Origin of the sequence: Streptomyces radicis (assembly GCF_003626575.1) — a bacterium.
GTDB classification, from domain to species: domain Bacteria; phylum Actinomycetota; class Actinomycetes; order Streptomycetales; family Streptomycetaceae; genus Streptomyces; species Streptomyces radicis.
Genome location: NZ_RBDY01000002.1, coordinates 445,133 through 470,808 on the forward strand (window position 1 = coordinate 445,133; position 25,676 = coordinate 470,808).

At 74.7% G+C, this 25,676-nt stretch carries 19 protein-coding genes and 1 tRNA gene; 8 read left to right on the top strand and 12 right to left on the bottom strand.

Annotation, left to right across the window (positions count from 1 at the left end; all coding sequences use genetic code 11):
• Positions 1-25: 25 nt before the first annotated feature.
• The 6 genes from pknB to D7318_RS05040 all read right to left on the bottom strand — a co-directional run bounded on the left by pknB (position 26) and on the right by D7318_RS05040 (position 8,044).
• The gene (gene pknB / locus D7318_RS05015; protein WP_120695593.1) at positions 26-2,020 is read right to left on the bottom strand and encodes a Stk1 family PASTA domain-containing Ser/Thr kinase; all 1,995 of its coding nucleotides are present in this window, start codon (positions 2,018-2,020) and stop codon (positions 26-28) included.
• A 218-nt stretch (positions 2,021-2,238) separates the two neighbouring features.
• Positions 2,239-3,708 (bottom strand): penicillin-binding transpeptidase domain-containing protein, encoded by a 1,470-nt coding sequence (locus D7318_RS05020; RefSeq protein ID WP_120695594.1) that lies wholly within the window; start codon positions 3,706-3,708, stop codon positions 2,239-2,241.
• Positions 3,705-5,102, bottom strand: a complete 1,398-nt coding sequence (locus D7318_RS05025; RefSeq protein WP_120695595.1) for an FtsW/RodA/SpoVE family cell cycle protein — start codon at positions 5,100-5,102, stop codon at positions 3,705-3,707. The genes D7318_RS05020 and D7318_RS05025 overlap by 4 nt, the downstream gene beginning before the upstream one ends.
• 66 nt (positions 5,103-5,168) lie before the next feature.
• Positions 5,169-6,644 (bottom strand): PP2C family protein-serine/threonine phosphatase, encoded by a 1,476-nt coding sequence (locus tag D7318_RS05030; RefSeq protein ID WP_120695732.1) that lies wholly within the window; start codon positions 6,642-6,644, stop codon positions 5,169-5,171.
• Positions 6,645-6,684: 40 nt separating this feature from the next.
• A complete protein-coding gene (locus tag D7318_RS05035) occupies positions 6,685-7,179 on the bottom strand; it encodes an FHA domain-containing protein FhaB/FipA (protein ID WP_113689742.1) in 495 nt (164 codons plus the stop codon).
• 10 nt (positions 7,180-7,189) lie between these two features.
• Complete coding sequence (locus D7318_RS05040; RefSeq protein WP_120695596.1) at positions 7,190-8,044, bottom strand: FhaA domain-containing protein; 855 nt, start codon at positions 8,042-8,044, stop codon at positions 7,190-7,192.
• Between the two features lie 293 nt (positions 8,045-8,337).
• Between D7318_RS05040 and D7318_RS05045 the strand changes: the two genes are divergently transcribed.
• A tRNA-Leu gene (locus D7318_RS05045) sits at positions 8,338-8,424 on the top strand.
• Positions 8,425-8,441: 17 nt separating this feature from the next.
• Here D7318_RS05045 and D7318_RS05050 read toward each other — a convergent pair.
• The gene (locus D7318_RS05050) at positions 8,442-8,783 is read right to left on the bottom strand and encodes a hypothetical protein (RefSeq protein ID WP_120695597.1); all 342 of its coding nucleotides are present in this window, start codon (positions 8,781-8,783) and stop codon (positions 8,442-8,444) included.
• A gap of 273 nt (positions 8,784-9,056) precedes the next feature.
• On the opposite strand from D7318_RS05050, the gene D7318_RS05055 reads away from it, so the two are divergent.
• From D7318_RS05055 to D7318_RS05085, 7 genes are read left to right on the top strand one after another with little or no spacing between them, the layout of a single operon-like run.
• Positions 9,057-10,253, top strand: a complete 1,197-nt coding sequence (locus D7318_RS05055; RefSeq protein WP_120695598.1) for a glycosyltransferase — start codon at positions 9,057-9,059, stop codon at positions 10,251-10,253.
• The gene (locus D7318_RS05060) at positions 10,250-11,665 is read left to right on the top strand and encodes an exopolysaccharide biosynthesis polyprenyl glycosylphosphotransferase (RefSeq protein WP_120695599.1); all 1,416 of its coding nucleotides are present in this window, start codon (positions 10,250-10,252) and stop codon (positions 11,663-11,665) included. The genes D7318_RS05055 and D7318_RS05060 overlap by 4 nt, the downstream gene beginning before the upstream one ends.
• Positions 11,641-13,041, top strand: a complete 1,401-nt coding sequence (locus D7318_RS05065) for an O-antigen ligase family protein (protein ID WP_230423360.1) — start codon at positions 11,641-11,643, stop codon at positions 13,039-13,041. Before D7318_RS05060 ends, D7318_RS05065 begins: the two co-directional genes overlap by 25 nt.
• The gene (locus tag D7318_RS05070) at positions 13,035-14,747 is read left to right on the top strand and encodes a lipid II flippase MurJ (RefSeq protein WP_230423363.1); all 1,713 of its coding nucleotides are present in this window, start codon (positions 13,035-13,037) and stop codon (positions 14,745-14,747) included. Before D7318_RS05065 ends, D7318_RS05070 begins: the two co-directional genes overlap by 7 nt.
• A gap of 3 nt (positions 14,748-14,750) precedes the next feature.
• Entirely contained in the window at positions 14,751-15,515 is a 765-nt protein-coding gene (locus D7318_RS05075) for a polysaccharide deacetylase family protein (protein WP_230423364.1), read from the top strand.
• Positions 15,512-16,603 carry a glycosyltransferase gene (locus tag D7318_RS05080; RefSeq protein ID WP_120695602.1) on the top strand — a complete coding sequence of 364 codons (1,092 nt, stop codon included), beginning with the start codon at positions 15,512-15,514 and terminating at the stop codon, positions 16,601-16,603. The genes D7318_RS05075 and D7318_RS05080 overlap by 4 nt, the downstream gene beginning before the upstream one ends.
• Positions 16,600-17,217 (top strand): lipopolysaccharide biosynthesis protein, encoded by a 618-nt coding sequence (locus D7318_RS05085; RefSeq protein WP_147437620.1) that lies wholly within the window; start codon positions 16,600-16,602, stop codon positions 17,215-17,217. The genes D7318_RS05080 and D7318_RS05085 overlap by 4 nt, the downstream gene beginning before the upstream one ends.
• On the opposite strand, the gene D7318_RS05090 is transcribed toward D7318_RS05085, so the two are convergent.
• Genes D7318_RS05090 through D7318_RS05110 form a run of 5 tightly spaced genes read right to left on the bottom strand, consistent with a single transcriptional unit; the run spans position 17,173 to position 25,640 of the window.
• A complete protein-coding gene (locus tag D7318_RS05090) occupies positions 17,173-17,925 on the bottom strand; it encodes an SDR family NAD(P)-dependent oxidoreductase (RefSeq protein ID WP_120695604.1) in 753 nt (250 codons plus the stop codon). The genes D7318_RS05085 and D7318_RS05090 overlap by 45 nt on opposite strands.
• Positions 17,926-17,942: 17 nt before the next feature.
• Positions 17,943-19,472 carry a GAF domain-containing sensor histidine kinase gene (locus D7318_RS05095; protein WP_120695605.1) on the bottom strand — a complete coding sequence of 510 codons (1,530 nt, stop codon included), beginning with the start codon at positions 19,470-19,472 and terminating at the stop codon, positions 17,943-17,945.
• Between the two features lie 14 nt (positions 19,473-19,486).
• Positions 19,487-23,044 (bottom strand): thiol reductant ABC exporter subunit CydD, encoded by a 3,558-nt coding sequence (cydD, locus tag D7318_RS05100; RefSeq protein WP_120695606.1) that lies wholly within the window; start codon positions 23,042-23,044, stop codon positions 19,487-19,489.
• 39 nt (positions 23,045-23,083) lie between these two features.
• Entirely contained in the window at positions 23,084-24,088 is a 1,005-nt protein-coding gene (cydB, locus tag D7318_RS05105) for a cytochrome d ubiquinol oxidase subunit II (protein ID WP_120695607.1), read from the bottom strand.
• Positions 24,089-24,119: 31 nt separating this feature from the next.
• Positions 24,120-25,640, bottom strand: coding sequence for a cytochrome ubiquinol oxidase subunit I (locus tag D7318_RS05110; protein WP_120695608.1), 1,521 nt, complete (start codon positions 25,638-25,640; stop codon positions 24,120-24,122).
• Positions 25,641-25,676 lie beyond the last annotated feature (36 nt).

Sequence of the window (25,676 nt, forward strand, 5' to 3'; positions counted from 1 at the left end):
CCCGGTCGCGGACGCTGGCCGTCCTCTAGTCGTCCTCGCGGAACCCGAGCGGGCCGCCGTTGTCCCCGCCCTGGTCCCCGCCGCCCGGGCCCCCCGGACCGCCGCCCAGCTCCTGGGTGGTGAGGGTCACGGTGGACTGCGGCTGGACCTGCGAGCCGGGCGGCGGGTCGGTCGCCGTGACGATGGCCGTCACGGTGTCGGGGCCGTTCACCACGACGTTCAGGCCCATGCCCTGGAGCTGCGGCCTGATCTCGGCCAGCGGCCTGTTGACCATGTCGTTCGGCAGCGTGACCGGCGGCGGCTGCGTCTCCGAGCGGATCGCCACGGTCAGCGTGACCGTCGTCCCCGGGGCCTGGGTGCTTCCCGCCGTCGGGTCCTGGCTGATGACCTCGCCCTCGTCGCGTGAGTCGTCCGTCTGGTTCTGGGTGACGACGATGAAGTCCGCCGCCTCCAGCTCGGCCCGCGCTTGGTCGATGTGGTCGCCGATGACGTCGGGGACCTGCACACCGTCGGGCTCCACGGCCACGGTCAGCGTGACCACGGACTCGGGGTCGGCCTCCTCGCCCGCGCCCGGGCTCTGGTCGAGGACGGTCTCGGGCGTCTCGTCGGCGGTGACCTCTTCCTCCCGCTCGACCTCGAAGCCCGCCTCCTCGAGCTCGGCCTCCGCCTCGTCGAACGGGTCGCCCACGACGTCGGGCACCTCGACGGGCTCGGGGCCCTCGGACATGATGATCGAGACCTCGGTGTCCCGCGGGTGCTCCTCGCCCGCCGGGGGGTCCGTCCGGCAGACGGTGTCCGCCTCCTGCTCGCACGGCGCGGTCTCGCCGCTCTCGACGGGCTGGAAGCCCGCGTTGACCAGGCTGTCCTGCGCCTCCTCCAGCGTCTCGCCCGCCACGTCGGGGACGGTGAGCTCGCCCGCGGGCGGGTCGCTCGCGAACAGGGCGCGGCCGATGAAGATCGCGCCCACGAGCACGAGCACCCCGGCGAGCACCAGCAGGATCGTCGAGGTGTTCCGGTTGCGCTGGCGGCGGTCGGCGCGCGAGGGGTAGTCGTCGTACCCGTCGGGGTCGGACGCCGGGGGCAGCATCGTCGTCGCCGGGTCGGTCGGGCGCAGCGCGGTCGTCGGCCGGTCGTCGTACCCGTAGGCGGCGGCGCCCATCGCGGCCATCGCGCCCACGGGGCGGCCGTCGAGCGTCGCCTCGATGTCGGCGCGCATCTCGTCCGCGGACTGGTACCGGTAGTCGGGGTCCTTCACCAGCGCCTTGAGCACGATGGCGTCGGTGTCGGGCGTGATCTCGGGGTCGAAGACGCTCGGCGACTGCGGCTCCTCGCGGACGTGCTGGTACGCGACGGCGACCGGCGAGTCCCCGATGAACGGCGGCCGCACGGTCAGCAGCTCGTAGAGCAGGCAGCCCGTGGAGTAGAGGTCGGAACGCGCGTCCACCGTCTCGCCCTTGGCCTGCTCGGGCGAGAGGTACTGCGCGGTGCCGATCACGGCCGCGGTCTGCGTCATCGTCATGCCGGAGTCACCCATGGCGCGGGCGATGCCGAAGTCCATCACCTTGACCTGGCCGGTGCGCGTCAGCATGACGTTGGCGGGCTTGATGTCGCGGTGGACGATCCCGTTCCGGTGGGAGTACTCCAGGGCCTGGAGGATGCCGATGCACATCTCGAGGGCGCGCTCGGGCAGGAGCTTGCGGCCCGAGTGCAGCAGCTCGCGGAGGGTCGAGCCGTCCACGTACTCCATCACGATGTAGGGGATGGAGATGCCGTCGACGTAGTCCTCGCCGGTGTCGTACACGGCGACGATCGCGGGGTGGTTCAGCGAGGCGGCGGACTGCGCCTCGCGGCGGAAGCGGGCCTGGAACGTGGGGTCGCGGGCCAGGTCGGCACGGAGCGTCTTGACGGCGACGGTGCGGCCGAGGCGTGTGTCATGGGCGAGGTAGACCTCCGCCATCCCCCCGCGGCCAAGCACTTGGCCCAGCTCGTACCGCCCGCCGAGGCGACGCGGCTCATCCATCTATCCAGCCCTCTCCTTCGGTCCCGGGCCACACCCCCTGGTCGGCCCGTGGGCCAAGGGTCCAAGCCCTGGCTTACGGTACCTGGCGCCACAAGGGCCACCGGACGGCGGTGTCCGGCCGATATCCAACCGGTATCCCTGCGTACCGCGACCGGTCATCGGAGGCCGGTCCTGTGTATGACGTGTGAGCACCGAGGGCCGGTTGCTTCCCCGGCCGTTTACCCCTCGTTCTCGCCGGCGAGAACGGCCTCCATCACGTCGACCGCGATCGGGGCGGCCAGGCCGCTGCCCGAGACGTCGTCCCTGGCCACGCCCGCGTCCTCGACCACCACGGCCACGGCCACGGGCGAGCCCTCGTCGGTCATCGCGTAGGAGATGAACCAGGCGTAGGGGGTTTCCTCGTTGTTCTCGCCGTGCTGGGCGGTGCCGGTCTTGCCGCCGACCCGGACGTCGCTGAGCTCGCCGGTGTCGATGACGCTCTCGTCGACCATGGTCTCCATGGCGGACTGGAGCTGCTGAGCCGTGTCCGACGACATCGGCTCGCTCATCTCCTCCGGCTCGTGCTGCTCGATCACGTTCAGGCTGGGGGCGATGAGCTGGTCCACCATGTAGGGCTGCATGAGCGTGCCGTCGTTCGCCACGGCCGCGGCGACCATCGCCATCTGGAGGGGGGTCGCTCGGTTCGACGCCTGGCCGATGCCCGCCTGGGCGTTCTGCGGGCGGTTGTCCTCGGGGTAGGCGCTGGCGTCGGCGCGGACCGGGATGAACTGCTCTTCGTTGTAGCCGAACGCCTCGGCCGTCTCGCGCATCTCCTCATTCCCCAGGCGGTCGCTGAGGTTGGCGAACACGCTGTTGCAGGAGAGCTGGATCGCGGTGCGGATGGTCGCGTCCTCGCACCGGCCGTCGTTCACCTGGTTCCCCAGCTCGACGTTCTCCGTCTCGGGGAGGTAGTACGGCTCGGGGCTGTCGGTCTCGGTGTCCACGTCGTCCACCACACCGGCCTCGAGGGCGGCGGCGGCGGTCACGACCTTGAACGTGGAGCCAGGGGGGTAGGTCTCGCGGAGCGCCCTGTTCACCAGGGGCTTGTCCTCGTCCTGGTTGAGCGCCACCCAGGCATCCTCGTCCTCCCCGCCGTTCCCGGCGAAGGACGAGGGGTCGTAGGACGGGGTGGAGGCCATCGCCAGGATCTCGCCCGTGCGCGGGTCGATCGCGGCCACCGCGCCCTTGGAGTCGCCGAGGCCCTCGAACGCGGCGCGCTGGGCGTCGGCGTTGAGCGTCGTCACGACGTTCCCGCCGCGCTGGTCCTCGCCGGTGAACATGTCGATCGTGTTGTTGAAGAAGAGGCGGTCGTCGTCGCCGGTGAGGATCGAGTCGTTCAGGTGCTCGAGCTGGGTCGTGCCGAACGCCTGCGACGAGTACCCGGTGACCGGAGCCCACATCGGGCCGTCGACCCAGGTGCGCTGGTACCGGTAGTCGGAGTTGTCCGTCTCCTCCGAGCCGGTGATGGGCTCGCCGTCCACGATGATGTCGCCGCGGGGGTTGGCGTACCGCTCGATGTTCACCCGGCGGTTGTGCTCGTCGTTCTGGAGGTCGTCGGCCTGGACGAACTGCACCCAGTTCACCCGGAGGAGCAGGGCCAGGACGAGCAGGCCGCAGAAGACCGCCACCCGGCGCATCGGCTTGTTCATACGCGGACCACCTGAGTCTGTTCTGCGTCGGGGGACGGTGCGGGCGCGGGCGCGGGCCTGCGAGCAGTGTCACTGATGCGCAGTAGGAGGGCGATAAGGGCCCAGTTCGCGATGACGGACGAGCCACCCTGCGCGAGGAACGGCATCGTCATGCCGGTCAGCGGGATCAGGCCCGTGACGCCGCCGGCGACCACGAAGACCTGGATGGCGAAGATGCCGGACAGGCCGACCGCGAGCAGCTTGCCGAACGGGTCGCGCGCGGCGAGCGCGGTGCGCATGCCGCGCTCGATCAGCAGGGCGTACAGGAGGATGACGGCCATCAGCCCGGCCAGGCCCAGCTCCTCGCCGACGGTGGCCAGGATGTAGTCGCTCTTGGCCGCGATGCCGCCGATGAGCCGGGAGTACCCCTGGCCGAGGCCCGAGCCGAACAGGCCGCCCGAGCCGAACGCGTACATGGACTGCGCGGTCTCGGTGACGCCGTCGTTCTCCAGGGCGAGGGGGTTGAGCCAGTTGTCGACGCGCTGTCCGACGTGGGCGTTGGTGCTGGCGACGAACACCGCGCCGCTCGCGGAGAGCAGCAGGCCGAAGATGATCCAGCTGGTGCGCTCGGTGGCGACGTAGAGCATCACGACGAAGATGCCGAAGAACAGCAGCGACGTGCCCAGGTCGGTCTCGAAGATCAGGATCATCAGACTGATCGCCCAGATGACCAGGATGGGCCCGAGGTCGCGCCCCCGCGGCAGGTAGACGCCCATCACGCGGCGGCTGGCCAGGGCGAGGGCGTCGCGCTTGACCATCAGATACCCGGCGAAGAACACCGCGATGACGATCTTGGCGAACTCGCCGGGCTGGAGGGAGCCGACGCCGGGGATCTGCACCCAGATCCTGGCGCCGTTGACCGATTCGCCGATGAAGATCGGGGAGGCGAGCAGGATCAGCGCGACGACCATCGAGATATAGGTGTAACGCTGGAGGATCCGGTGGTCCTTGAGGAAGATCAGCACGGCGAGGAAGAGCGCGACGCCCACGGTGGACCAGATCAGCTGGTCCGCGGCCATCGGGCCGCCGAGCGCGGAGGTGGTGATCTCAGGCTCCTGGTCGAGGCGCCAGATCAGCACGAGGCCGAGGCCGTTGAGCAGGGTCGCGATCGGCAGCATCAACGGGTCGGCGTATGGCGCCCAGCGGCGGACCACGAGGTGCGCGGCGCCCGCCATCAGGCCGAGCCCGAGCCCGTAGCCGAGCATGCCCGCGGGGATCGTCTCGTCCTTGGCGAGCCCGACGTTGGCATACGCGAGGATCGGGATGACCACGGCGAACACGAGCATCGCCAGCTCGGTGTTCCGGCGGCTCGGGAGCCCTCCGGTGGAGACGGTGGTGGTGCTGGTGCTGCTCATATCCGGGTCTCTGCTCGCTGGTCGCTCGCTGCTGGCTGGTCGGCGGTCAGGGGCGCGCGCGGCGCGTCACGTCGCGCACTGCTGGGCCAACTCCTTCTGGCGGTCCGTCATGGGCGGGACGTCGGCGTTGCTCCCGTCCTCTTCGGCGGGCTGCTCGCTCTCCTGGCCCGGCTCCTGCCCGTCCTCGAGCGGCGGGGCGTCGGGCATGTTCTCGGTGGGGTCGGGCTCCTCCTGCTCGGGGGCCTCGCGCTGGCCGGCGAGCAGCTCGCACGCCTCGGCCTGCTCGGCCAGGTCCCTGATGCGGGTCTCGGCCTCGTCCCGGCTGCCCGCGGAGATCGTGCCCTCGACCTGGGAGCGCTGGTAGGCGGGCAGGTACTCGAGGGGGATCTCGGGGTGGTCGCGCTCGACGCTGCTCAGGCTCAGCGGGCCGAGGTCCTGGCTGACGCCCTGGTAGAGCGCGACATGGTCGCCGTTGGCCGCGACGTAGTACTGCGTCTGCGTCCAGCGGTACCCGGCGTAGAGGCCGCCGCCCACGACGGCGAGGGCCAGCACGATGAGGGCGGTGCGCTTCAGGCCGCGGTGGCGCGGGGCGGGCCGCTGGACGTACTCGCCGTCGGAGAACGAGCCGAAGACGCCGGTGGGCGGGCCCGCGACGCCGGGCGTGGGGCCGCCGGGGGCCTGGGGACGGCCCAGCTCGGCGGCGCGCGACGCGGGCGTCTCCGGGGTGTTGCCGAAGCGTTGGTTCTGGGGCTCGGCGACCGCGCCGACGACCTGGGGGGCGTCGTAGAGCTGGCGGGCGAGGGTGTCGCCCTCCTGCGTGTCCACGTCGAGGACGTCGGCGACGATGCACGTGATGTTGTCGGGGCCGCCGCCGCGCAGGGCCAGCTCGATCAGCTCGCGAACGGTGTCGTCGGGGGCGGCGAACGCGCCGAGCGTGTCGCGCAGGGTGTCGGCGCTGACCACGCCGGACAGGCCGTCCGAGCACAGGAGGTAACGGTCGCCCGCGCGGACCTCGCGGATGGAGAGGTCGGCGTCGATGTGGTCGGCGCTGCCGAGCGCCCGCATCAGCAGCGAGCGCTGCGGGTGGGTGGTGGCCTCCTCCTCGGTGATCCTGCCCTCGTCGACCAGGCGCTGCACCCACGTGTGGTCCTGGGTGATCTGGGTCAGCTCGCCGCCGCGCAGCAGATACGCGCGGGAGTCGCCGACGTGCACGAGGCCGAGGCGCTGGCCGGTCCAGAGCAGGGCGGTCAACGTCGTGCCCATGCCGTCGAGGCGCGGGTCGTCCGCGACCATCGTGCGGAGCTTCTCGTTGGCCTGCTGGACGGAGCTGTCGAGGGAGGTGAGGACGTCGGACCCGGGGATGTCGTCGTCGAGCTGGACGAGGGTGGAGATGACCTCGGAGCTCGCCACCTCGCCCGCCGCCTGGCCGCCCATGCCGTCCGCGATGGCGAGCAGCCGTGGACCGGCGTAGCCGGAGTCCTCGTTGTGGTCGCGGATCATGCCGGTGTGGGATCCCGCGGCGAATCTCAGTGTCAGGCTCATGCGCGCCTCGCCCACCCTCCGGTCGTCATAGTGGTCGGCCCTACTTCCGCAGCTCGATGACCGTCTTGCCGATGCGGATCGGCGTGCCGGGCGCGATGGGGACCGGGGTGGTCAGGCGCCCGCGGTCCACGTAGGTGCCGTTGGTCGAACCGAGGTCCTCGACGATCCACTGGCCGTCGCGGTCGGGGTAGATCCGCGCGTGACGGCCCGAGGCGTAGTCGTCGTCCAGCACGATGGTCGAGTCGTGTGCCCGGCCGAGCGTAATGGTCTGGCCCTGGAGGGCGACAGTGGTACCGGCGAGGGAACCTTCGGTGATCACGAGCTTCGTGGGGGCGCCGCGGCGCTGGCGGCCCCGGGGCGCGGGCTGCTGCGGGCGGCGCTGCTGCGGCGCCTGGTCGGGCCGCCTGGCCGCGGCGCGCTGGGTGACGCGGGTGCCGAACAGGTCGCTGCGGATCACCTGGACGGCCACGATGACGAACAGCCACAGGACGGCCAGGAACCCCAGCCTCATGACCGTCAGGGTCAGCTCTGACATTGCCCCCCGCTTACCCTTCGGCTTGCCGGTAGATGACTGTGGTGCTGCCCACGACGATCCGTGAGCCGTCGCGGAGCGTAGCGCGTTTGGTGTGCTGCCCGTCCACCACGATGCCGTTCGTGGAGCCGAGGTCGCGCACGGTCGCGGGCTCGGTGGCCTGGATCTCGCAGTGCCGCCGCGAGACGCCGGGGTCGTCGATGCGCACGTCGGCCTCGGTGGAACGCCCGATGACCAGGCTCGGGCGCGACATCTGGTGGCGCGTGCCGTTGATCTCGACCCAGCGGCGGACGTGTCCGAACGCGGGCTGGCCGTGGCCGCCGAAGGGCGCGGCGCCGCCGGGGGGCCGGGGCGGGGCGTTCGGCGGGAGGGGGGGAGCGCCGGAGGGCCTGGCGGGGTGGCTGGGCGACGGCGTGCTCGGCGGGAAGCCGCCGGGGGGCGAGGGGGCGCCGTAGGGCTGGCCCGCGCCGTATCCCTGCTGGCCCGCCGAGGTCGAGGCGGCGAGGGTGCGGCTGCGCACGCGGTACAGGCCGGTGTCGAGGGACTCGGACTTCTCCAGGTGGACCTTGATCTCACCCATGAACGTGTACCGCTGCTGCTTGGCGTACTCCTTGACCATCGCGGCCAGCTCGTCGCCGAGCTGCCCGGCGTAGGGCGCCAGGCGCTGGTAGTCGCCCGCGCTCAGCTCGACGATGAAGTCGTTGGGGACGACGGTCCGTTCGCGGTTCCAGATGGTGGCGTTGTTGTCGCACTCGCGCTGGAGCGCGCCGGCGATCTCGACCGGCTGCACCTCGGACTTGAAGACTTTGGCGAAGGTGCCGTTGACGAGGCCCTCCAGCCGCTGCTCGAAGCGCTTCAGTACTCCCATGTGCACCTCCTTCTCCGGTGGTCCGGCGCGCGGCTGAAGTGGTAAGGCTTACTGATCGTATCCACGCGCGAGACGATCAGGTGGTTCCCGTCCAGGCACCGGCCTCCCCCCGGATCGTAAGGGGGGAGCATGAAACAGTGTCGCGCATCTGAGGAGGGAATGCGGAGGGGCTGGGGGGACTGGACAGAGGGGCCCGCAAAGGCGGGTGAGGGCACCATCGCGCGCGTGTTAGCCTTCTGGATGTCGGCAGCCGCCCCGGCCCTCGGGCCAGGGACAGGCGCTCGGCGGTGCAGGCGCGGGTGGCGGAATAGGCAGACGCGCTGGATTCAGGTTCCAGTGCCCGAAAGGGCGTGGGGGTTCAACTCCCCCCTCGCGCACCATGAGAGACCCCTGTTGATCAGGGGTTTTTCTGTTGTTCTGCCCTCCATGTGACCAACCACACGGCCAACGGGTCGGCGATCGTGTGTCGGCTCTGGCGCGCCGGTGGCGCGCGGTCCCATGGCCGGTCGACCAGCCGCTCGGGCGCGGCCATGCCGCCGACGCGTGCGCCGCTCACCGCCATGGTGGCGCGTCCCCCGCGCAGTTGAGGGGAGAGGCCGAAGACGATGGCGGACATCATCATCGGCGCATAGGACTCCACGGGCACGGTTTCCTCGACGCCGAGCGGTGAGCTGCCCCACCCCCAGAGGTCGAGCACCGCGGCCTTGACCGCGATCAGCGGCGGCCGGTCCACCACCACATCGCGGAAGGCGAGTTGCCGGCCAGCTCCCGCCGCGGCTCGGGCGGCCCGGCGCGCCACCGCTGAGCGGCGCACGGAAGGGCGTCCGGAGTCGCGGGTCCGCGACGGGGGGCCGGGGCTGTCCGACGCGGACGGTGAAACGGCGTTCATCGCATTGGTCTGTAAATCACAGAATGGCCTTTTGTGCCCGGTGCGTGCGCGTTTGCGTGATTTCCCGTTTGTTTTCTGTCATGGTTTTCTCCGCCTGCCCACAAGCGGCCTGAAGGGTGAGTCATGCGCTCTGACCTGCGGCGACGCGAGCCGAAAACCGTAATTCACCTGGTCCAGCCGGTCGATGGGGGCGTGGCCAGGGTGGTGACCGATCTTGTGCGTGCGCAGACCGCGAACGGAATGCGCGCCGTGGTCGCCTGCCCCTCGGGCGGCTGGCTCGAGCGCGCCGCGGCCGCGGCCGGTGCCGAGGTGCGGCTCTGGCACGCCGAGCGCGGCCCCGGGCCCAACCTCCCCTGGGAGACCGCCTGTGCCGCCCGCGTCATCCGGCGCGCGCGCCCCGACGTGGTGCACCTGCACAGCGCCAAGGCCGGTCTCGCGGGGCGCCTGGCGCTGCGCGGGCGGCTGCCCACCGTCTTCCAGCCGCACGCCTGGTCGTTCGATGCGGTGGGGCCGCCGGGCGACCGGCTGGTGGCGGGGTGGGAGCGGCTGGGGGCCCGGTGGGCGCACCGCGTGCTGTGCGTCAGCGAGGCGGAGCGGGCGCGCGGCGAGCTCGCCGGGGTCGCCGCGCGCTGGTCGGTGATCCCCAACGGCGTTGACCTGGAACGTTTTTCACCGGCCGGGGGCGTGGCGAGGCGGCAGGCCCGCGCCGCGCTCGCCGCGGTGCACGCCCTGCCACAGCGGGCGCCGCTCGTGGTGTGCGTGGGGCGGCTGTGCCGGCAGAAGGGCCAGGACACCCTGCTGCGGGCCTGGCCCCGGGTGACCGCGCGGCTGCCCGAGGCGCGCCTCGCGCTGGTGGGCGAGGGGCCCGAGGGCAACGCGCTGCGGTCCGCTGCCCCGCCGAGCGCGCTGTTCGCGGGGCACTCCGACGACATCCAGCCCTGGTACGCGGCGGCGGACGTCGTCGTGCTGCCGTCCCGCTGGGAGGGGATGGCGCTCGCGCCGCTCGAGGCGATGGCGGTGGGGCGGCCCGTCGTGCTGACGGACGTCGGCGGGGCGCGCGAGACGCTGCCGCCGGGCCACGCGCCGCACTGCCTGGTGCCGCCGGACGACCCGGCTGCGCTTGGCGCCGCGCTCGCCGCGCTGCTCGGGGACGCGGAGCGGCGCCGGGCGCTCGGCGAGCGGGCGGCGGCGCACGTGCGGGCCGCCCACGACGTGCGCGGGGTGGCCGACGCCTGCGGGCGGCTGTACCGGGAGCTGCTGAACGGCGAGGATCCGGGCCCCGAGGCGGCCCCCGAGCCGAGGGAGTTCAGCGCGCCATGACGGCCGAACACGGAGTGGTGCTCGCCCCGCCCGCGGGGGTGGGGGTGGTCGCGCCGCGCTCGCCGGTACGGGGCGGGGCGCGCCCTGGGGCGTGGCGCGCCTGGCGTGCGCGACGGCGTGGGGCGGGGGCGCTCGCGCCGGTGTGCGCGGATGTGGCGGCCGCCGTCGTGGTGGCGGGGCCGTACGGGGCGGCGGCGTTGATCGTGCTCGCGGTGCTGCTCGTCCTGCACGCCGCCGGGGGCCTCTACCGCCGCGGGGCCGTGCCGTTGACCGGGGTGCTCGACGAGCTGCCGCGGCTGCTCGGGCACACCGCCGTCGCGTGGTGCGCGGCCGCCGCGCTCGCGCCAGGCGTGCGCCCCGGCGTGGCCGCGCTCGTGGGCCTCGTGGCGGCGCAGACGGCCCTCGCGGGGGCGGCGCGCGGGCTTGTGCACCGGGCCGGGCGGCGGGCGGCGCGGCGGCGGCCGAGGCCCGCCCTCGTGGTGGGGACGGGCCCCGCGGGGGAGCGGGTGGCGGCCGTGCTGGCCCAGCACCCCGAGTACGGCATGCGGCCCGTGGGCCTTGTCGGCCCCGTGCCGCGGCGGCTGCCCGAGATCGCGCCGCTGCCCGTGGTCACGTCGTCCCGGGACGTCACGCGGGCGATCGTCAGGTACGCGGTGCGGGACGCGGTGTTCGCGGGGGCGCCTGACGAGGCGCTGGTCCGGCTGTTCTGGTCGCGCGGGTGCGCGGTGTGGCTGGTGGCGGCCGACCCCGCGGACGCGGCGGGGGCGAACGGGCACCTGTGGGGGTTCGGCTGCCGCCGCATCGACCCGCCCCGCGGGCCCCGCGGTCGGCGCGGGGCGCGGTGGGGCAAGCGCGCGCTCGACCTGGTGCTCGCGTGCGGCGCGCTCGCGGCTGCCGCGCCGGTGCTCGCGCTGTGCGCGCTGGCCGTCCGGATCGCGGACGGGCCAGGGGTGATCTTCCGCCAGGTGCGCGTGGGCGAGGACGGGCGGCCTTTCACCATGTACAAGTTCCGCACGCTGCGGCCCGCGGACGAGCGCGAGGCGGCGACGCGGTGGAGCGTCGCGGGCGACCGCGCGATGTCGCGCGTGGGGCGGCTGCTGCGGCGCAGCGGCCTCGACGAGCTCCCGCAGCTGTGGAACGTCCTGCGCGGCGACATGAGCCTGGTGGGCCCGCGGCCCGAACGCCCGCACTTCGTCGAGCGGTTCACGGCCCTGTACCCGGGCTACGCGGACCGGCACAGGGTGCCCGTGGGGCTCACCGGGCTCGCGCAGGTCAGCGGGCTGCGCGGGGACACGTCGATCGAGGACAGGACGCGGTTCGACAACTTCTACATCGAGACGTGGTCGCTGTGGCAGGACGTGCGGATCATGCTGCGCACGACGGCCGTGTGCCTGCGGCTCGGGGGCGGCTGATGGGCGCGCTCGCCGCCGCTCCCGCGCTTGCCGCGCCGCCGCCCGCCGAGGAGCCGCGCCCCGGGGCGCGCACGCGGGCGCGCGCCCTGCTCAGGCCGGCGCCCGCCGTCCTGACCGTGCTGCTGCTCGCGCTCCCCGGGGACCGGTGGACGGTCGCTGGGGGGCAGGTCGCGCCCGCCGACGTGGCCTCGCTCGGGCTGCTCGTGTGCTGCGGCGTGCTGCTCGCGCGCGGTGAAAGGCCCCGGGTGAGCGGCCGGGCCGCCGCCGTGCTCGCCGCGCCCGCCGTGGCGTTCGCCGTCGCCACCGCCGCCTCGGGGGACCCGCTGGCCGGGCTGCCCGGGTTCGCGCGGCTCCTCCAGGTCTTCGTCCTGGTGCCGCTCGCCGTGCTGCTCCTGCTGCGCGACCGGCGCGACGCCAGGGTGCTCGCGTGGGCGCTCGTCGCGATCGCGCTGGTCCAGGGCGCGGTCGGCGTGGCGCAGCACGTCACGAGGACCGGGGCGTCGTATCTCGGCCAGGACGTCCGCGCGGTGGGCACGTTCGGGCCGCTCAACGTCATGAGCATGGCCACCGTCGTCTCGTTCGGCCTGGTCGCGGCGGTCTGCCTGGCGCTCGCGCCGCCCCGCCACATCGGGCGCGCGTGGCGGTGGGTGGCGCTCGGGTGCGCGGCGGGGCTCGCGGCGCCGCTGGCGTTCTCCTTCAGCAGGGGCGCGTGGCTGGCCACGGGCGCCGCGGTGGTGAGCGTGGTGGTGAGCGCGGTGGTGGCGGCCGGGCTGCGGATCGCCCGGCGCACGCTGCTGCTCGCGCTGCTCTGCGGCGCGGTGCTCGCGGGCGGGGTGGCGTTCGGCTCGGGGATGGTGGGCGAACGCCTCGGCAGCATCGGCGAGGTGACCGGGACCCCCGACCAGTCGGTGGTCGACCGGTACGCGATGTGGGACGCGGCGCTCTCGATGTGGCGGCAGGAGCCATGGACCGGGACCGGGCCCAGGGGGTTCGCCGAACACCGGGACGCGCACGCGTCGTTGGCGCTCTCCTCGGGAAGCGACACCGGGGGCGCGGGGCACGGCTTCATGCGGCAGGAGCTCGAGTCGCCGCACAACATGTACCTGCTGGTCGCGGGGGAGCACGGGCTGCTCGGCGTGGCCGCGCTCGTCGGCGGCTGGGCGGTGCTGCTCGTCGGGTGCCTCGGCGCGCTGCGGGCGGCGCGCGCCCCCGATGTGGGGCTGGTCGCGACGGGGCTGCTGGTGTGGACCCTGGCCAACTTCCTCTACGCGGACATCGGTGGGCCGACGACCGTGCTGACGGCGGTGGCGTTCGGGCTCGCGGCGTGGTGGGCGTTCGCGCCGGGGGCGCGCGCCGAGGGGCGGGGAGCGTGGTGACGGCGGCGGCGCCCGCGCCCGCTCCGGCGCCCGCTCCGGCGCGCGAGGACCCGGCTGCGCGGGGCGCGCGTGCCGAGCGCTTCGTGGCCAGGGCCGCCACGGCGACGGCCGCGCTCACGGCCGCCGGGGCGCTCGGCGGGCTGCTGCGGGACCAGATCATCGCGACGCTGTTCGGCGCGGACGGGGCGACGGACGCGTTCCTCGTCTCCTGGACCGTGCCCGAGGTGGCGGCCACGCTGCTGATCGAGGAGGCGATGGCGCTCGTGCTCGTGCCCGCGTTCGCGTGCGCGCTGGCCACGGGCGGGCGCGGCGCGGTGCGGGCGCTCGTCGCGGCGACGTTCCCGCGGCTGCTGTGCGGCCTCGCGGTGGCCTGTGCGGTGTTCGTGGCGGGCGCCCCGCTCCTGGTGCGCGCCCTCGCGCCCGGGCTCGCCGACCCGGCGCTCGCGGTGGACTGCACACGCCTGACGGCCGTGACGCTTCTCACATTCGGCATGGCCGGATATCTCAGCGCCGCGCTGCGGGCGCACCGCAGCTTTCTGCCGCCCGCCGCGATCTACCTCGCCTACAACACCGGGATCGTCGCCACCGCGCTCCTGCTGCACCGGCAGTGGGGGATGCGGGCGGCGGCGGCGGGGGTGGCGCTCGGCGGGCTGCTGATGGTCCTGGTGCAGCTGCCGTTCTTCGTGCGCAGGCTGCGGGGGGCGGACGACGGCGCCGCCCCGGGGCGCGGGGCGGCGCGCGTGGCCGGGCTCACGGGCTTCGCGGTCATCGCCCCGGTCGCGCTGTTCGCGCTGGCCAGGCAGGCACAGGTCTTCGTCGAGCGCGCCCTCGCGTCCGGGCTGCCGCCCGGCGCGATCTCGCACCTCAACTTCGCCCAGAAGGTCGCCCAGTTGCCCATGGTGCTGGCCATGATGATCTGCACCGTCACGCTGCCGCTCGTGGCGCGCGCGGTGGCCGATGGCGACCTGGCGCGCGCCAGGGAGCGCGTCGAACGGGACGTGGTGCTCGCCGGGGTCGTGGCCCTGCTGGGCGGCGCATATGTGGTCGCGTACGCCCCCCAGATCATCGCGCTGCTGTTCGAGCGGGGGGCGTTCGACGCCGAGGCCACCGCCGCCACGGCCTCGGTGATGCGCGTGTACGCGCTCGGCCTGCTCGGGCACACCCTGACCGGCGCGCTGATCAGGCCGTTCTTCTCGGCGGGGCGGCCGACCTGGTTCCCGGTGGCCGCGATGGCGCCAGGGCTGCTCGTCACGGCGGCGGGCGGGCTCGCGCTCGTCGGCCCGTTCGGCGCCCCCGGCATCGCCGCCGCCAACGCCGCGGGGATCAGCGTGACCGCGCTGCTCCTGCTGCGCGGCCTGGCCCGCCGCACCATCCCGGTCGACGCGCCGCTGCTGCTCGGGCGCCTGGCGCGGCTCGGCGCCGCCGCGCTGGCCGCCGCAGCGGCGGGCTGGGGCGCGGGCGCGCTCACCGGCGGCGGCCCGCAGGCCGCGCTGGCGCTGGGCTGCCCGCTGGTCCCCGCCGCCTTCCTCGCGGCGGCGCTCGCGCTGCGCGTGCCGGAGGCCGGGCTCCTGGTCGCCGCGGCCCGCCGCCGCATCCGCCGCCACCTCCACCGCTTCCGCCGCCCCGGCGGCAACGTCCCCGGGAACCACGAGACTTCGCCGATGTCGGACCCCCCACCCCGTAACCGGACCCCAAGCGAAGGATGATCCATGCCCGCCGATGCCGCTCGCGGCCCGCTGTGGCTGCTGATGTACCACTCCGTCGCCTACACATCCCCCGACCCCTACCGCGTCACCGTCACCCCCGACCGGCTGCACCAGCAGCTCGGCTGGCTGCGCCGCCGCGGGCTGCGCGGCGTCTCGGTGGGCGAGCTGCTGCGGGCCCGCGCCGCGGGGCGGGCCGCGCGGCTCGTGGGGCTGACGTTCGACGACGGCTACCGCGACTTCCTCGACACCGCGGTGCCGCTGCTGCGCGGCCACGGCTGCACCGCCACCGTGTTCGTGCTCCCCGGGCGGCTGCACGGCAGCAACGCGTGGGACGCCGAGGGGCCGCGCAAGCGGCTGCTCAACGCCGAGGGCATCCGCGAGGTCGCCGCCGCGGGCATGGAGGTCGGCTCGCACGGCATGACGCACGAGACGCTGCGCCGCGCCACGCCCCAGGTGCTCGAGCGCGAAGTGGCGGGCAGCCGCGCGGCGTTGGAGGACCTGCTCGGCTCCCCCGTGCCCGGCTTCTGCTATCCCTACGGGGGCGTGGACCGGCGCGCGATCGAGGCGGTGCGCGCCGCGGGGTACGCGTACGCGTGCGCCGTTGATCCGGGGCGTCTGACGGGGCAGTTCGCGCTCCCCCGGATCCATGTGGGCGAGCGCGACTCGGTGCGGCGCCTGCGGCTCAAGCAGCTGCTGCACCCCGTGCGCCGCCGCTCCCTGCCCACCCTGTCCGCGCCCGCCGCTCCCCCGGCCACGGCGGCGCTGTGAGACGGGCGCTGCACATCATCACGGGCCTTGGCGTCGGGGGCGCGGAGCGCCAACTGCGCGCCCTGCTACGGCGCTTGCCGCTGCCCTGTGACGTGGTGACGCTGACGGAGCCAGGGCAGGTCGCCACCGAGCTCGCCGCCGACGGCGTGCGCGTCGCCCACCTGGGGATGCTCGGCAACCGCGACATGTCCGCGCTCCCCCGCCTCGCACGGCTCATCCGCAGGGGGCGTTACGACGTCGTCCACACGCACCTGTACCGGGCCTGCGTCTACGGCCGCGTCGCGGCGCGCATGGCCGGGGTGCGCGCGGTGGTGGCGACGGAGCACTCGCTGGGCGCGCGGCGCATCGAGGGGCGCCCGTTGACCCCGTCCACGCGGGCGCTCTATCTGGCGACGGAGCGCGTCGGCTCCGCGACCGTGGCCGTGTCGCACACGGTCGCGCGGCGCCTGGCGGACTGGGGCGTGCCACCCCGGCGGATCCATCTGGTGCCCAACGGGATCGAGCCCGCCCACTTCCGCTTCGACCCGGGGGCGCGCGCCGTCGCACGCGCCCGGCTCGGGCTGCCGGACAACGCGCTCGCGGTGGGCGGGGTGGGGCGGCTGGTGGCGGGGAAACGGTTCGGCGCCCTGGTGCGCGCGGTCGCCGCGCTGCCGGACGACGTGTGGCTCGTGCTGGCGGGCGAGGGGCCCGAACGCGCCGCGTTGCGCGCCCTCGCCGCCAGGCTCGGCGTCGGGCGGCGCGTGGTGCTCGCCGGGGCGTGGCCCGATGTGCGGGGGCTGCTCGCGGCGTTGGACGTGCTGGTGTCGCCGTCCCGTGAGGAGACGTTCGGGCTCGCGGTGCTCGAGGGCCTGGCCGCCGGGCTTCCGGTGCTCCACGCGGCCTGCCCCGCCGTCGACGAGCTGCCCGAGGGGGCGGCGCCTGGGGCGCGGCGGGTGGCGTCGGACCCCGACGCCATCGCGGCGGCGCTGCGGGAGGAACGGGCGTGGGGCGCACGGCGGTTGCCGGTGCCGGAGGCGCTCGAGCGATACGGGATGGAACGGGTGGCGGAGCGGCTGATGGACGTCTACCGAGGGGTGTGCGCGCGATGAGGCGGCCGGACGCCGCGGGCCCGCGGCGCGCGGCGGGCGCGGCCTGGCGCCGGATGCCCGCGTGGGCGCCGCTGCTGCTTGGCGCCACGCTCGGCCTGGTGTGCGGGACGTGGCACGCGGCGCTGGCCGAACGGGAGTTCGCGGCCGATGGCTATGTGCAGGTCACGGCGGCGGACGGGGACGCGATCGGGGTCGCGCAGGCGTATGGCCGGATGGCCACGGGCGGCGCGGTGCTCTCGGCCGCCGCCGAGGGCGCGGGGGTGGCCGCGGGGCGGCTGGCCGACCGGGTCAGGGCGGCGACGTCGCCGGACGCACCCGTGATCGAGATCACGGGGACGGGCCCCAACGGCGCGGCGGCGGCGCGCGCGGCCAACGCGGTCGCCGGGGCGCTGGTCGACCTGGCAGGTCCCGGCACGCGCCTCACCCAGGTGCTGCCCGCCGCTCCCCCGGCCACCCCGACGGCCCCTGTGCCGCCGCTCTCGATCGCGCTGGGCGTGTGCGCGGGCGCGGTGGTGGGGGGTGCCGCGTCGCTGGTGCGCCGCGGCGAAACCGCCCGTGCCGTGCCGGGGTCAGACGCCCCGCTGTGCACCGCCGTTGACCTGGATGATCTGTGACGTGACATGGCTCGCGGCGTGCGAGGCGAGCCAGTGGGCGGTCTGCGCCACGTCGCCCGGGGTGCCCGCGCGGCCGTTGAGCGTCTCGGAGATCAGGCGCTCGCGGCGGGCCGGGGCCATCGCGCCGCCGAAGAACTCGGTGTCCTCGATCAGGCCCGGCGCGATCACGTTGACCGTGACGCCGCGCGGGCCGAGGGCGCGCGCGAGGTCGTGGGCGTAGGGGTGCAACGCCGCCTTCGCCGCCCCGTAGGAGCCGCTGCCCGAGCCGCGGTAGGCGGCGATGGAGCTGATGAACAGCACCCGCCCGCCCGGCGACGCCAGCCGGTCGCGCAGGGCCTCGGTCAGCAGGACGGCGCTGAGGACGTTGCTCCGGAAATTCACCGTCCAGTCGTGCGCGACGGCGGCGATCGGGTCGTCGGGGTCGGGCGGGCCCGGCTCCAGGGTGCCGTTGCCGCCCGCCGAGTTGACCAGGACGTCCACCGTGCCGAAACGTTCGCCGATCTCGCCCGCCAGCCGCGCCACGTCGGCGGGCTCGGCCAGGTCCCCCGGCAGCGCCACCGCGCCCCCGATCCCCTCGGCCGCCCGCTCGACGACCTCGGCCCTGCGCCCGATGAGCACGGGGGTGTCGCCGTCCCTCGCGAAACACTGCGCGGTGGCGAGCCCCATGCCGGTGCCGCCCCCGCCGATGACCACAACGCGTCCTGCCATGCGAGGAACCTAGCGCCTCAACGGGGCGCCTGCCATGTCAGCTCGGTGCCTCTCCCGCCCAGCCCGGGGCCGAGGACGGCGAAGCCGCCGAGGGCCTCGGCGCGCTCCCTGATGTTGCGCAGGCCGCTGCGCCGGGAGTCGCCCTCGGGAACGCCGACCCCGTCGTCCGCGACCGTGAGCCGGACGGCGCGGGTGCCGTCGGCGAGCCTGGCGGTGGCGTCGACGGCCACCTCGACGCGGGAGGCGCCCGCGTGCCTCGCGACGTTGGACAGGCCCTCGCGCAGGGCGGCGACCAGGTGGCGGGCGGTCTCCTCGCCGACCGCGGAGTCCACGGGCCCGGTGAAGGTGGCCGAGGGGCGGAAGCCCAGGGTGGCCGCCGCGGTGCTCGTCTCGCGCAGCACACGGGCCCGCAGCCCGGTCGGCGGCCGGTCGTCGGGGTGCTCGGGGTGCTGGTGCAGGCCGAAGATGGCGGTGCGGATCTCCTCGACGGTGGCGTCGAGTTCGCCGGTGGCCGCGTCGATGCGGTCGCGCACGTCGGCCGAATCGGGCGGCACACGGCGCCCCGCGCTCTCCAGGGTCAGGCCGATCGCGAACAGCCGCTGGATCACCAGGTCGTGCAGGTCGCGCGCGATGCGGTCGCGGTCCTCGAAGACGGCGAGCTGCTCGCGGTCGCGGCGGGCCGTCGCCAGCACGAGGGCGAGCGCGGCCTGCTGGGCGAACTGCGTGGCCAGCGCGCGCTCAGGCACCGAGTACGGCGGGGAGCCGGGGGCGCGGGTCAGGGAGAGCGCGCCGAGCGCGGCGCCGTCGCTCGCCAGCGGGAGCAGCATGTGGGCCGGGGCGTCCACGAAGACGGGCTCGCCGCCCATGACCCTGAGGGCGGCGGGGTCGTCGGGGGGCAGGGTCGTGCGGAGCAGGCGGGGCGCGGCGGCGCCCGAGGCGGCGACGACCTCGAGGCCGCCGTTCCGGTCGGGCTCGAGCACCGCGGCCTCGGCCGCGCCCGCGAGGCGCCTGGCCTGCTCGGCGACGACGGCCAGCGCGTTGTCCTCGTCGGCGGCCAGCAGGGATGTGGACAGCTCCAGGCTGCCGTCCATCCAGCGGGCCTGCTGGCGGACCGCCTCGAGCAGGCGGGCGGTGCCGATGGCGATGCCCGCCTCGTTGGCGAGGAAGCGCAGCAGGGCGCGGTCGTCCGACGTGAACGCGGCGTCCGGCGCGCCGGTGGCGACCTGGAGGGCGCCGAACGTCGCGCCGTGCGCCAGGACCGGGACGCACAGCGTGCCGGGCGGCCCTGAGGCGGGGCGACCCCCGTCGCACAGCGCGCGGGCGAGGCGGGTCACCTCGGGCGGCCGTCCTGGGCCCGCGGCGTGGGTGATCAGATGGGCGAGGCCGTCGCCGGTCTCGTTCAGCACGGCGAGGGCGGCATAGGGCGCGTCGGTCAGCTCGGCGGCGGTCCGCACGATGCGGGTCAGGACATGCTCGGGGTCGGGATCGGTCTCCTGGTCGGCGCCCAGGGACTCCATGGCCTTGAGCAGCCGGGGCATCTGCCGCATGACAGCGAGGGTAATCAGTCCCCTTTTGTCGCAAAAGTCGGGATACCGGCCGGGCGGTCCGCAACGGGGCCGGTGACGGGGCCCGCGACGGGACCGGCCGCGCGCTCGGGCCAGGGGTGGCGGCCCTCGGCGGCGCGTTCGCGCTCCAGGAGGCGGCGGAACGGGCCGGGCGCGGCGGCCAGTTCCGCGTAGGGCCCGCGCTGCACCGCGTGGCCGCCGTCCAGGACCAGCACCTCGTCCACCGCGTCGAGGCCGGTCAGGCGATGGGTGATCAGAACGGTGGTCCTGCCCTCGGTGGCGGCGAGCAGGTCGGCCGTCAGGGCGTCGGCGGTCGGCAGGTCGAGGTGCTCGGCGGGCTCGTCGAGCACCAGCACGGGGAAGTCGGCGAGGAGCGCGCGGGCCAGCGCGAGGCGCTGCCGCTGACCGCCGGAGAGCCGCGCGCCGTGCTCGCCGACCCGGGTGTCGAGGCCATCGGGCAGCGTGTCCACCCAGTCGAGCAGCCGCGCCGCGGCCAGCGCGTCGCGCAGCGCGGCGTCGTCGGCGCCGGGGGAGGCCAGGCGGAGGTTCTCGCGCAGGGTGCTGTCGAAGAGGTGCGCGTCCTGGGCGCACAGGCCGACCGTGCGGCGGACCGTGTCGCCGTCGAGCGCCGTCGCGTCGACCGGGCCGAGCGCGTAACGCCCCGACTCCGGGTCGAGGAACCGCAGCAGGCAGTGCGCGAGCGTTGTCTTCCCCGCCCCCGAGGGGCCGACCACGGCGACGCGGCGGCCAGGGGTCAGGTCCAGGTCGATGCCCGCGAGGGCCGGGCGCCGCGCGCCGGGGTGGCGGGCGGTCAGGCCGCGCAGGGTCAGCGGGAACGGGTCGGCCGGGGCCCGCGCGGGCCGCTCGGGCTCGACCACGGGGACCGGCGCGTCGATGACCTCCCGCACGCGCTCGGCCGCGCGCCGCGCGCGCTGCCGGTGCTGCACGGCCAGGGGCAGGCCCATGACCGCCTCGAACGCGGCGAGCGGGACGAGCACCACCGTGGCCAGCCAGACCCCGCCGAGCGCGCCGCCCGCGACGGCGGAGACCCCGGCCCAGGCGGCGGCGGTCACGGTCAGCCCGGTGATCAGGGCGATCAGGCCGCCGCCCAGGGCGGTCGCCGAGGCGGAACGGGCCGCCAGCGCGGTCAGCTCGGCGTCCGCGGCGCGGACGGCGGCATGGCGGCGCGGCAGCGCGCCCGCGACGGTGAGCTCGGCGGTTCCGGTGAGCAGATCGACCGTCCGGGTGGCGAGCTCGCCACGGGCCGGGGTGAGGCGCCGCTCGGTGCGGCGGGCGACCGCGCCGGTGAGCGCCGGGACGCCGACCCCGGCGGCCAGCAGCCCGACGGCGAGCGCGGCGCCCGCCGCGGGCAGCAGCCAGCCGGTGAACGCGACGGCGGCGGCGCCGGTGAGGGCCGCGGCGGCGGCCGGGAGGAGCCAGCGCAGGTAGTAGTCCTGGAGCGCGTCGACATCCGCGACGACCCGGGAGAGCAGGTCGCCCCGCCGGGTGCGGCCGAGGCCCGCGGGGGCCAGGCGTTCGAGGCGGCGGTAGACGGTGACGCGCAGCCCGGCGAGAACGCGCAGCACGGCGTCGTGCGACAGCAGCCGCTCGGCGTAGCGGAACGCCGCCCGCCCGATCCCGAACGCCCGCGTCGCCGTCACGGCCATCAACAGGTAGAGCACGGGCGGCTGTTCGGAGGCACGGGAGATCAGCCAGCCCGAGGTGGCCATGAGCCCCACGGCGCTGCCAAGGGCCAGCGCCCCGAGCGCGGTCGCCAGCGTCAGCCGCCCCCACCACCCGCGCGCGGCGGCGCGGACCCAGCGCAGCGGGTCGCGGCCACCCCCCTCCGCCGACGTGGCGCGTTCGGCCTCCTGGGCCGGGGCCATCGGGGTGGTCGCCGCCGTGGTCGCCGCCGGGATCGAGGGGGTGAGGGGCGCGGCCACCTCGCGATGTTCCACGTGAAACATCGGGAACGGGGTCGGGCGGTGGGTGACCACGATGACCGTGCGGCCGACCGCCAGCCGGGTGAGGGCCTCGCCGACCGCCGCCTCGGTCACCCCGTCCAGGGCGGCCGATGGCTCGTCGAGCAGCACGATCGGGCGGTCGGCCAGGAACACCCGTGCCAGGGCGACGCGTTGGCGCTGCCCCGCGGACAGGCCCGTTCCGCCCTCGCCCAGGAGCCGCGCCGGGTCGAGGTCGGGCGCCGCGGCGTCGCGCAGCGCCCGGGCCACCGCCGCGCCGTCCGCGTCGGGGCGGGCCAGGCGGACGTTGTCGGCGATCGTTCCGGCGAACAGGTGCGGGTGCTGCGGCACCCAGGCGATCCGCCGGTGCCAGGCGTCCCGGTCCAGCTCGGCCAGGTCCCGGCCGCCGACCAGGATCCGGCCCGAGGCGGGGCGGACAAAGCCGAGCAACGCCGCGAGCAGCGTGGACTTGCCGCTTCCCGACGGGCCGGCCAGCGCGAGCGCGTCGCCGGGGGCGAGCGTCAGGCTGGTCTCGGCGAGGGCGTCACCCGAGCGGCCCGGGTAGCGCACCACCACGCGGTCGAGGGTGATGGTGGCGCGCTCGGCGGGCGGGACGGATGCCGTGCCGCCCGCCGGGGGCTCGTTCTCCAGGACCGCGAACACCTCGCCCGCGGCCGAAAGGCCCTCCTGCGCCGCGTGGTACTGCGTGCCGACCTGCCGCAGCGGCAGATACGCCTCGGGCGCGAGCAGCAGCACGACCAGCCCTGTGTAGAGGTCGAGGTCGCCATGCACGAGCCGCATGCCGATGCCGACCGCGACGAGCGCCACGGAGATGGTGGCCAGCAGCTCGAGCGCGAACGACGACAGGAACGCGATCCGCAGCGTCCGCATCGTGCCGCGGCGGTAGTCGGCGGTGATGGCCCGGATGTTCTCCGCCTGGGCCTTGGCCCGGCCGAACACCTTCAGCGTGGCCAGGCCGCCCACCACGTCGAGGAAGTGCCCGGAGAGCCGGGCCAGTCCGCGCCACTGCCGGTCCATGTGCGCCTGGGTGGCCCAGCCGATCAACGCCATGAACACGGGGATCAGCGGCAGCGTCACGGCGATGGTGGCGGCCGCGACCCAGTCGTCGGTGACGATCCGCGCCAGCACCGCGACCGGCACCACCACGGCAAGGCCGAGCTGCGGCAGATAGCGCGCGAAGTACCCGTCGAGGGCGTCGATGCCGCGTGTGGCGAGCGTCGTCAGCTCGCCGGTCGAGCGCCAGGACAGCCAGCCAGGGCCGAGCCCGGTGGCATGGGCGAGCAGCTTCAGCCGCAGCTCCGACTTCACCGAGGCGCCCGCCCGGTGGGCGGCGAGCTCGGTCAGCCAGGTCACCAGCGCCCGGCCCACGGCGACCGCGGCGAGCTGGGCCAGGGGCACCGCGAGATCGCCCGCGCCCAGGCCCCCGACGAACGCGTCGGTGACGATCCGGGCGATCAGCAGCGCCTGCGCGACGACCAGCCCTGCGCCCGCCAGGCCCAGGGCCACCGAGGCGGCGAGGAAGCCGCGCGTCGCCCTGGCGTGGCGCAGCAGACGTGGATCAACGGGCCGCACGATCCGTCACCGCCTCTCTCCTGTCGCCCGCTCCACCGGTCAGTGGGCGGACTCCGCGATGTGCTGGGTCCCTATGCGCTTGCGGAACACCCAGTAGGTCCACGCCTGGTACAGCACCACCACGGGCGTGGCCGCGGCCGCGCACCACGTCATGATCCGCAGCGTGTACGGCGTCGAGGCCGCGTTCTCGACGGTCAGCGTCCCCTGCTCGGCCAGCGAGGACGGCATGACGTCGGGGAACAGCGCGAGGAACAGCATCGCGACCCCGGCGACCACGACCGTTCCCGACCAGATGAACGCCCAGCCCTCGCGGCCCCGCGCGTTGGCCGCGAGCGCGGCCAGCAGCGCGAGCGCGGCGGCGGCCAGGGCGACGGCGCTGCCCGCGTCGCCGCGGTCGGCCTGCGTCCAGAGCAGGAACGCGCCGCCCAGCGCCCCGGAGGCGAGGCCGAGCCACAGGGCGGCCCGCCGGGCGCGGACCCGGATGTCGCCCACGGTCTTGAGCGCGGTGAACACCGCGCCGTGGAACGTGAACAGCGCCACCGCCGCCACCCCGCCGAGCAGCGCGTGCGGCCCGAGCAGGTCGAGGAGGCTCCCCACGTACTCGTGGTCGGCGTCGAGCGGCACGCCCCGCACGATGTTGGCGAACGCGACGCCCCACAGGAACGGGAGCAGCAGCGAGGTCCCGACGATGGTGTGCTCCCACCGGCGCTGCCAGCGCTCGTCCGCCCGCTTGGCGCGGTACTCGAACGCGACGCCGCGCAGGATCAGGCACAGCACGATGGCGAGCAGCGGCAGGTAGAAGCCGGAGAAGAGGGTGGCGTACCAGTCGGGGAACGCCGCGAACGTGGCGCCGGCCGCGGTGATCAGCCAGACCTCGTTGCCGTCCCAGACCGGGCCGATCGTGTTGATCAGCACGCGTCGCTCGGGGCGGTCGCGGGCCAGCCACCCGGAGAGCACGCCGACACCGAAGTCGAAGCCCTCGAGGAAGAAGTAGCCGATCCACAGAACGGCGATGACGGCGAACCAGAGCTCGGGGAGGCTCATCGCTCAGCTCCTCTCAGCACGTCGGTGAGCATCAGTACGAGAAGGCCATCGGCCGGTCGGCGTCGTCGTCCTGGCCACCGCCGTGGCCGCCGATCCGGGTGGGTGGGTTGAGGTCGGCCTCGGTCAGCTCGGGCGGGCCCGCCTTGGCATAGGTGATCATCAGCCGGGCCTCGACCACCGCGAGCGCCGCGTAGACGAGGGTGAAGACGGTGAGCGATGTGATCACCTCGCCCTGCGAGACGCCGGGGGAGACCGCCGCGTCGGTGCGCAGCAGGCCGTAGACCACCCAGGGCTGGCGGCCCGTCTCGGTGAAGATCCAGCCCCACGCGCTGGCGATGAGCGGGAAGAGCATGGTCAGCAGCGCGAGGCGCCAGTACCAGTTCGTGAGGGCGGGGCCGAGCTCCCGCTCGCGGGTCAGGGCCAGGCGCGGTGGCTCGTCCTCGCCCGTGCGCAGGGCGGGGGACAGCCACAGCGTGCGCCGGGTCAGCCAGAGCCCGGCGGCGCCAAGGGCGGTCGAGGCCATGCCGAACCCGATCATCCACCGGAAGCTCCAGTACGCCAGCGGGACGTTGGGGCGGTAGTCGCCGGGGCCGTACTCCTCGGCCAGCTGCTCGTTGAGGTCGTTGATGCCGGGCACGGGCTCGGTGAAGTTGTCGTGCGCCAGGAACGACAGCACGCCGGGCACCTCGACGGCCACGGTGTTGTGCCCCTCGTCGACGTCGCCCACCGCGAAGAGGGAGAACGGCGCGGGACCCTCGGTCTCCCACAGCGCCTCGGCAGCGGCCATCTTCATCGGCTGCTGCTCGTACATGATCTTGCCGAGCCGGTCCCCGGTGAACGCGGTCAGCAGCCCGGCCGCGACCACCGTGATCAGCCCGAGCCGCAGCGAGGTGCGCATGACGGCGACATGGCGGCGGCGCGCCAGGTGGTAGGCGGCGATGCCGACCATGAACGCCCCGCCCGTCAGGAACGAGGCGGTGATGGTGTGGAAGAACTGCGCGACCGCGGTGTTCTGCGTCAGCACATGGACGATGTCGGTCAGCTCGGCGCGTCCGGACTCCTCGTTGATCCGGTACCCCACCGGGTGCTGCATCCAGGAGTTGGCGGCCAGGATGAAGTAGGCCGAGATCACCGTGCCGACCGCGACCGCCCATATGGTCGCCAGGTGCAGCTTCGGCGGCAGCTTGTCCCAGCCGAAGATCCACAGGCCGATGAACGTGGACTCGAAGAAGAAGGCGAGCAGCGCCTCCATGGCGAGCGGGGCGCCGAAGACGTCGCCGACGAAGCGGGAGTAGTCCGACCAGTTCATGCCGAACTGGAACTCCTGCACGATGCCCGTGACCACGCCCATGGCGATGTTGATCAGGAAGAGCTTCCCCCAGAACTTGGTCGCCCTGAGGTACTTCTCGTTCCTCGTGCGCACCCACGCGGTCTGGAGGCCCGCGGTCAGGGAGGCGAGGGAGATCGTCAGCGGGACGAAGAGGAAGTGGTAGACCGTCGTGATGCCGAATTGCCAGCGCGCCAGGGTCTCCGGCGCGAGAGCGAGGTCCATGGGTGGCGCCCCTCCCGCTGTGGTCCGCTTGTGAAC

Bases quoted from the DNA above. Each gene is read 5' to 3' on its own strand.
- pknB (WP_120695593.1), bottom strand. From the start codon at position 2,020: ATGGATGAGCCGCGTCGCCTCGGCGGGCGGTACGAGCTGGGCCAAGTG.
- D7318_RS05060 (WP_120695599.1), top strand. From the start codon at position 10,250: ATGACGGCCGAACACGGAGTGGTGCTCGCCCCGCCCGCGGGGGTGGGG.
- D7318_RS05030 (WP_120695732.1), bottom strand. From the start codon at position 6,644: ATGAGCCTGACACTGAGATTCGCCGCGGGATCCCACACCGGCATGATC.
- D7318_RS05090 (WP_120695604.1), bottom strand. From the start codon at position 17,925: ATGGCAGGACGCGTTGTGGTCATCGGCGGGGGCGGCACCGGCATGGGG.
- D7318_RS05020 (WP_120695594.1), bottom strand. From the start codon at position 3,708: ATGAACAAGCCGATGCGCCGGGTGGCGGTCTTCTGCGGCCTGCTCGTC.
- D7318_RS05110 (WP_120695608.1), bottom strand. From the start codon at position 25,640: ATGGACCTCGCTCTCGCGCCGGAGACCCTGGCGCGCTGGCAATTCGGC.
- D7318_RS05035 (WP_113689742.1), bottom strand. From the start codon at position 7,179: ATGTCAGAGCTGACCCTGACGGTCATGAGGCTGGGGTTCCTGGCCGTC.
- D7318_RS05075 (WP_230423364.1), top strand. From the start codon at position 14,751: ATGCCCGCCGATGCCGCTCGCGGCCCGCTGTGGCTGCTGATGTACCAC.
- D7318_RS05095 (WP_120695605.1), bottom strand. From the start codon at position 19,472: ATGCGGCAGATGCCCCGGCTGCTCAAGGCCATGGAGTCCCTGGGCGCC.
- D7318_RS05025 (WP_120695595.1), bottom strand. From the start codon at position 5,102: ATGAGCAGCACCAGCACCACCACCGTCTCCACCGGAGGGCTCCCGAGC.
- cydB (WP_120695607.1), bottom strand. From the start codon at position 24,088: ATGAGCCTCCCCGAGCTCTGGTTCGCCGTCATCGCCGTTCTGTGGATC.
- D7318_RS05085 (WP_147437620.1), top strand. From the start codon at position 16,600: ATGAGGCGGCCGGACGCCGCGGGCCCGCGGCGCGCGGCGGGCGCGGCC.
- D7318_RS05055 (WP_120695598.1), top strand. From the start codon at position 9,057: ATGCGCTCTGACCTGCGGCGACGCGAGCCGAAAACCGTAATTCACCTG.
- D7318_RS05040 (WP_120695596.1), bottom strand. From the start codon at position 8,044: ATGGGAGTACTGAAGCGCTTCGAGCAGCGGCTGGAGGGCCTCGTCAAC.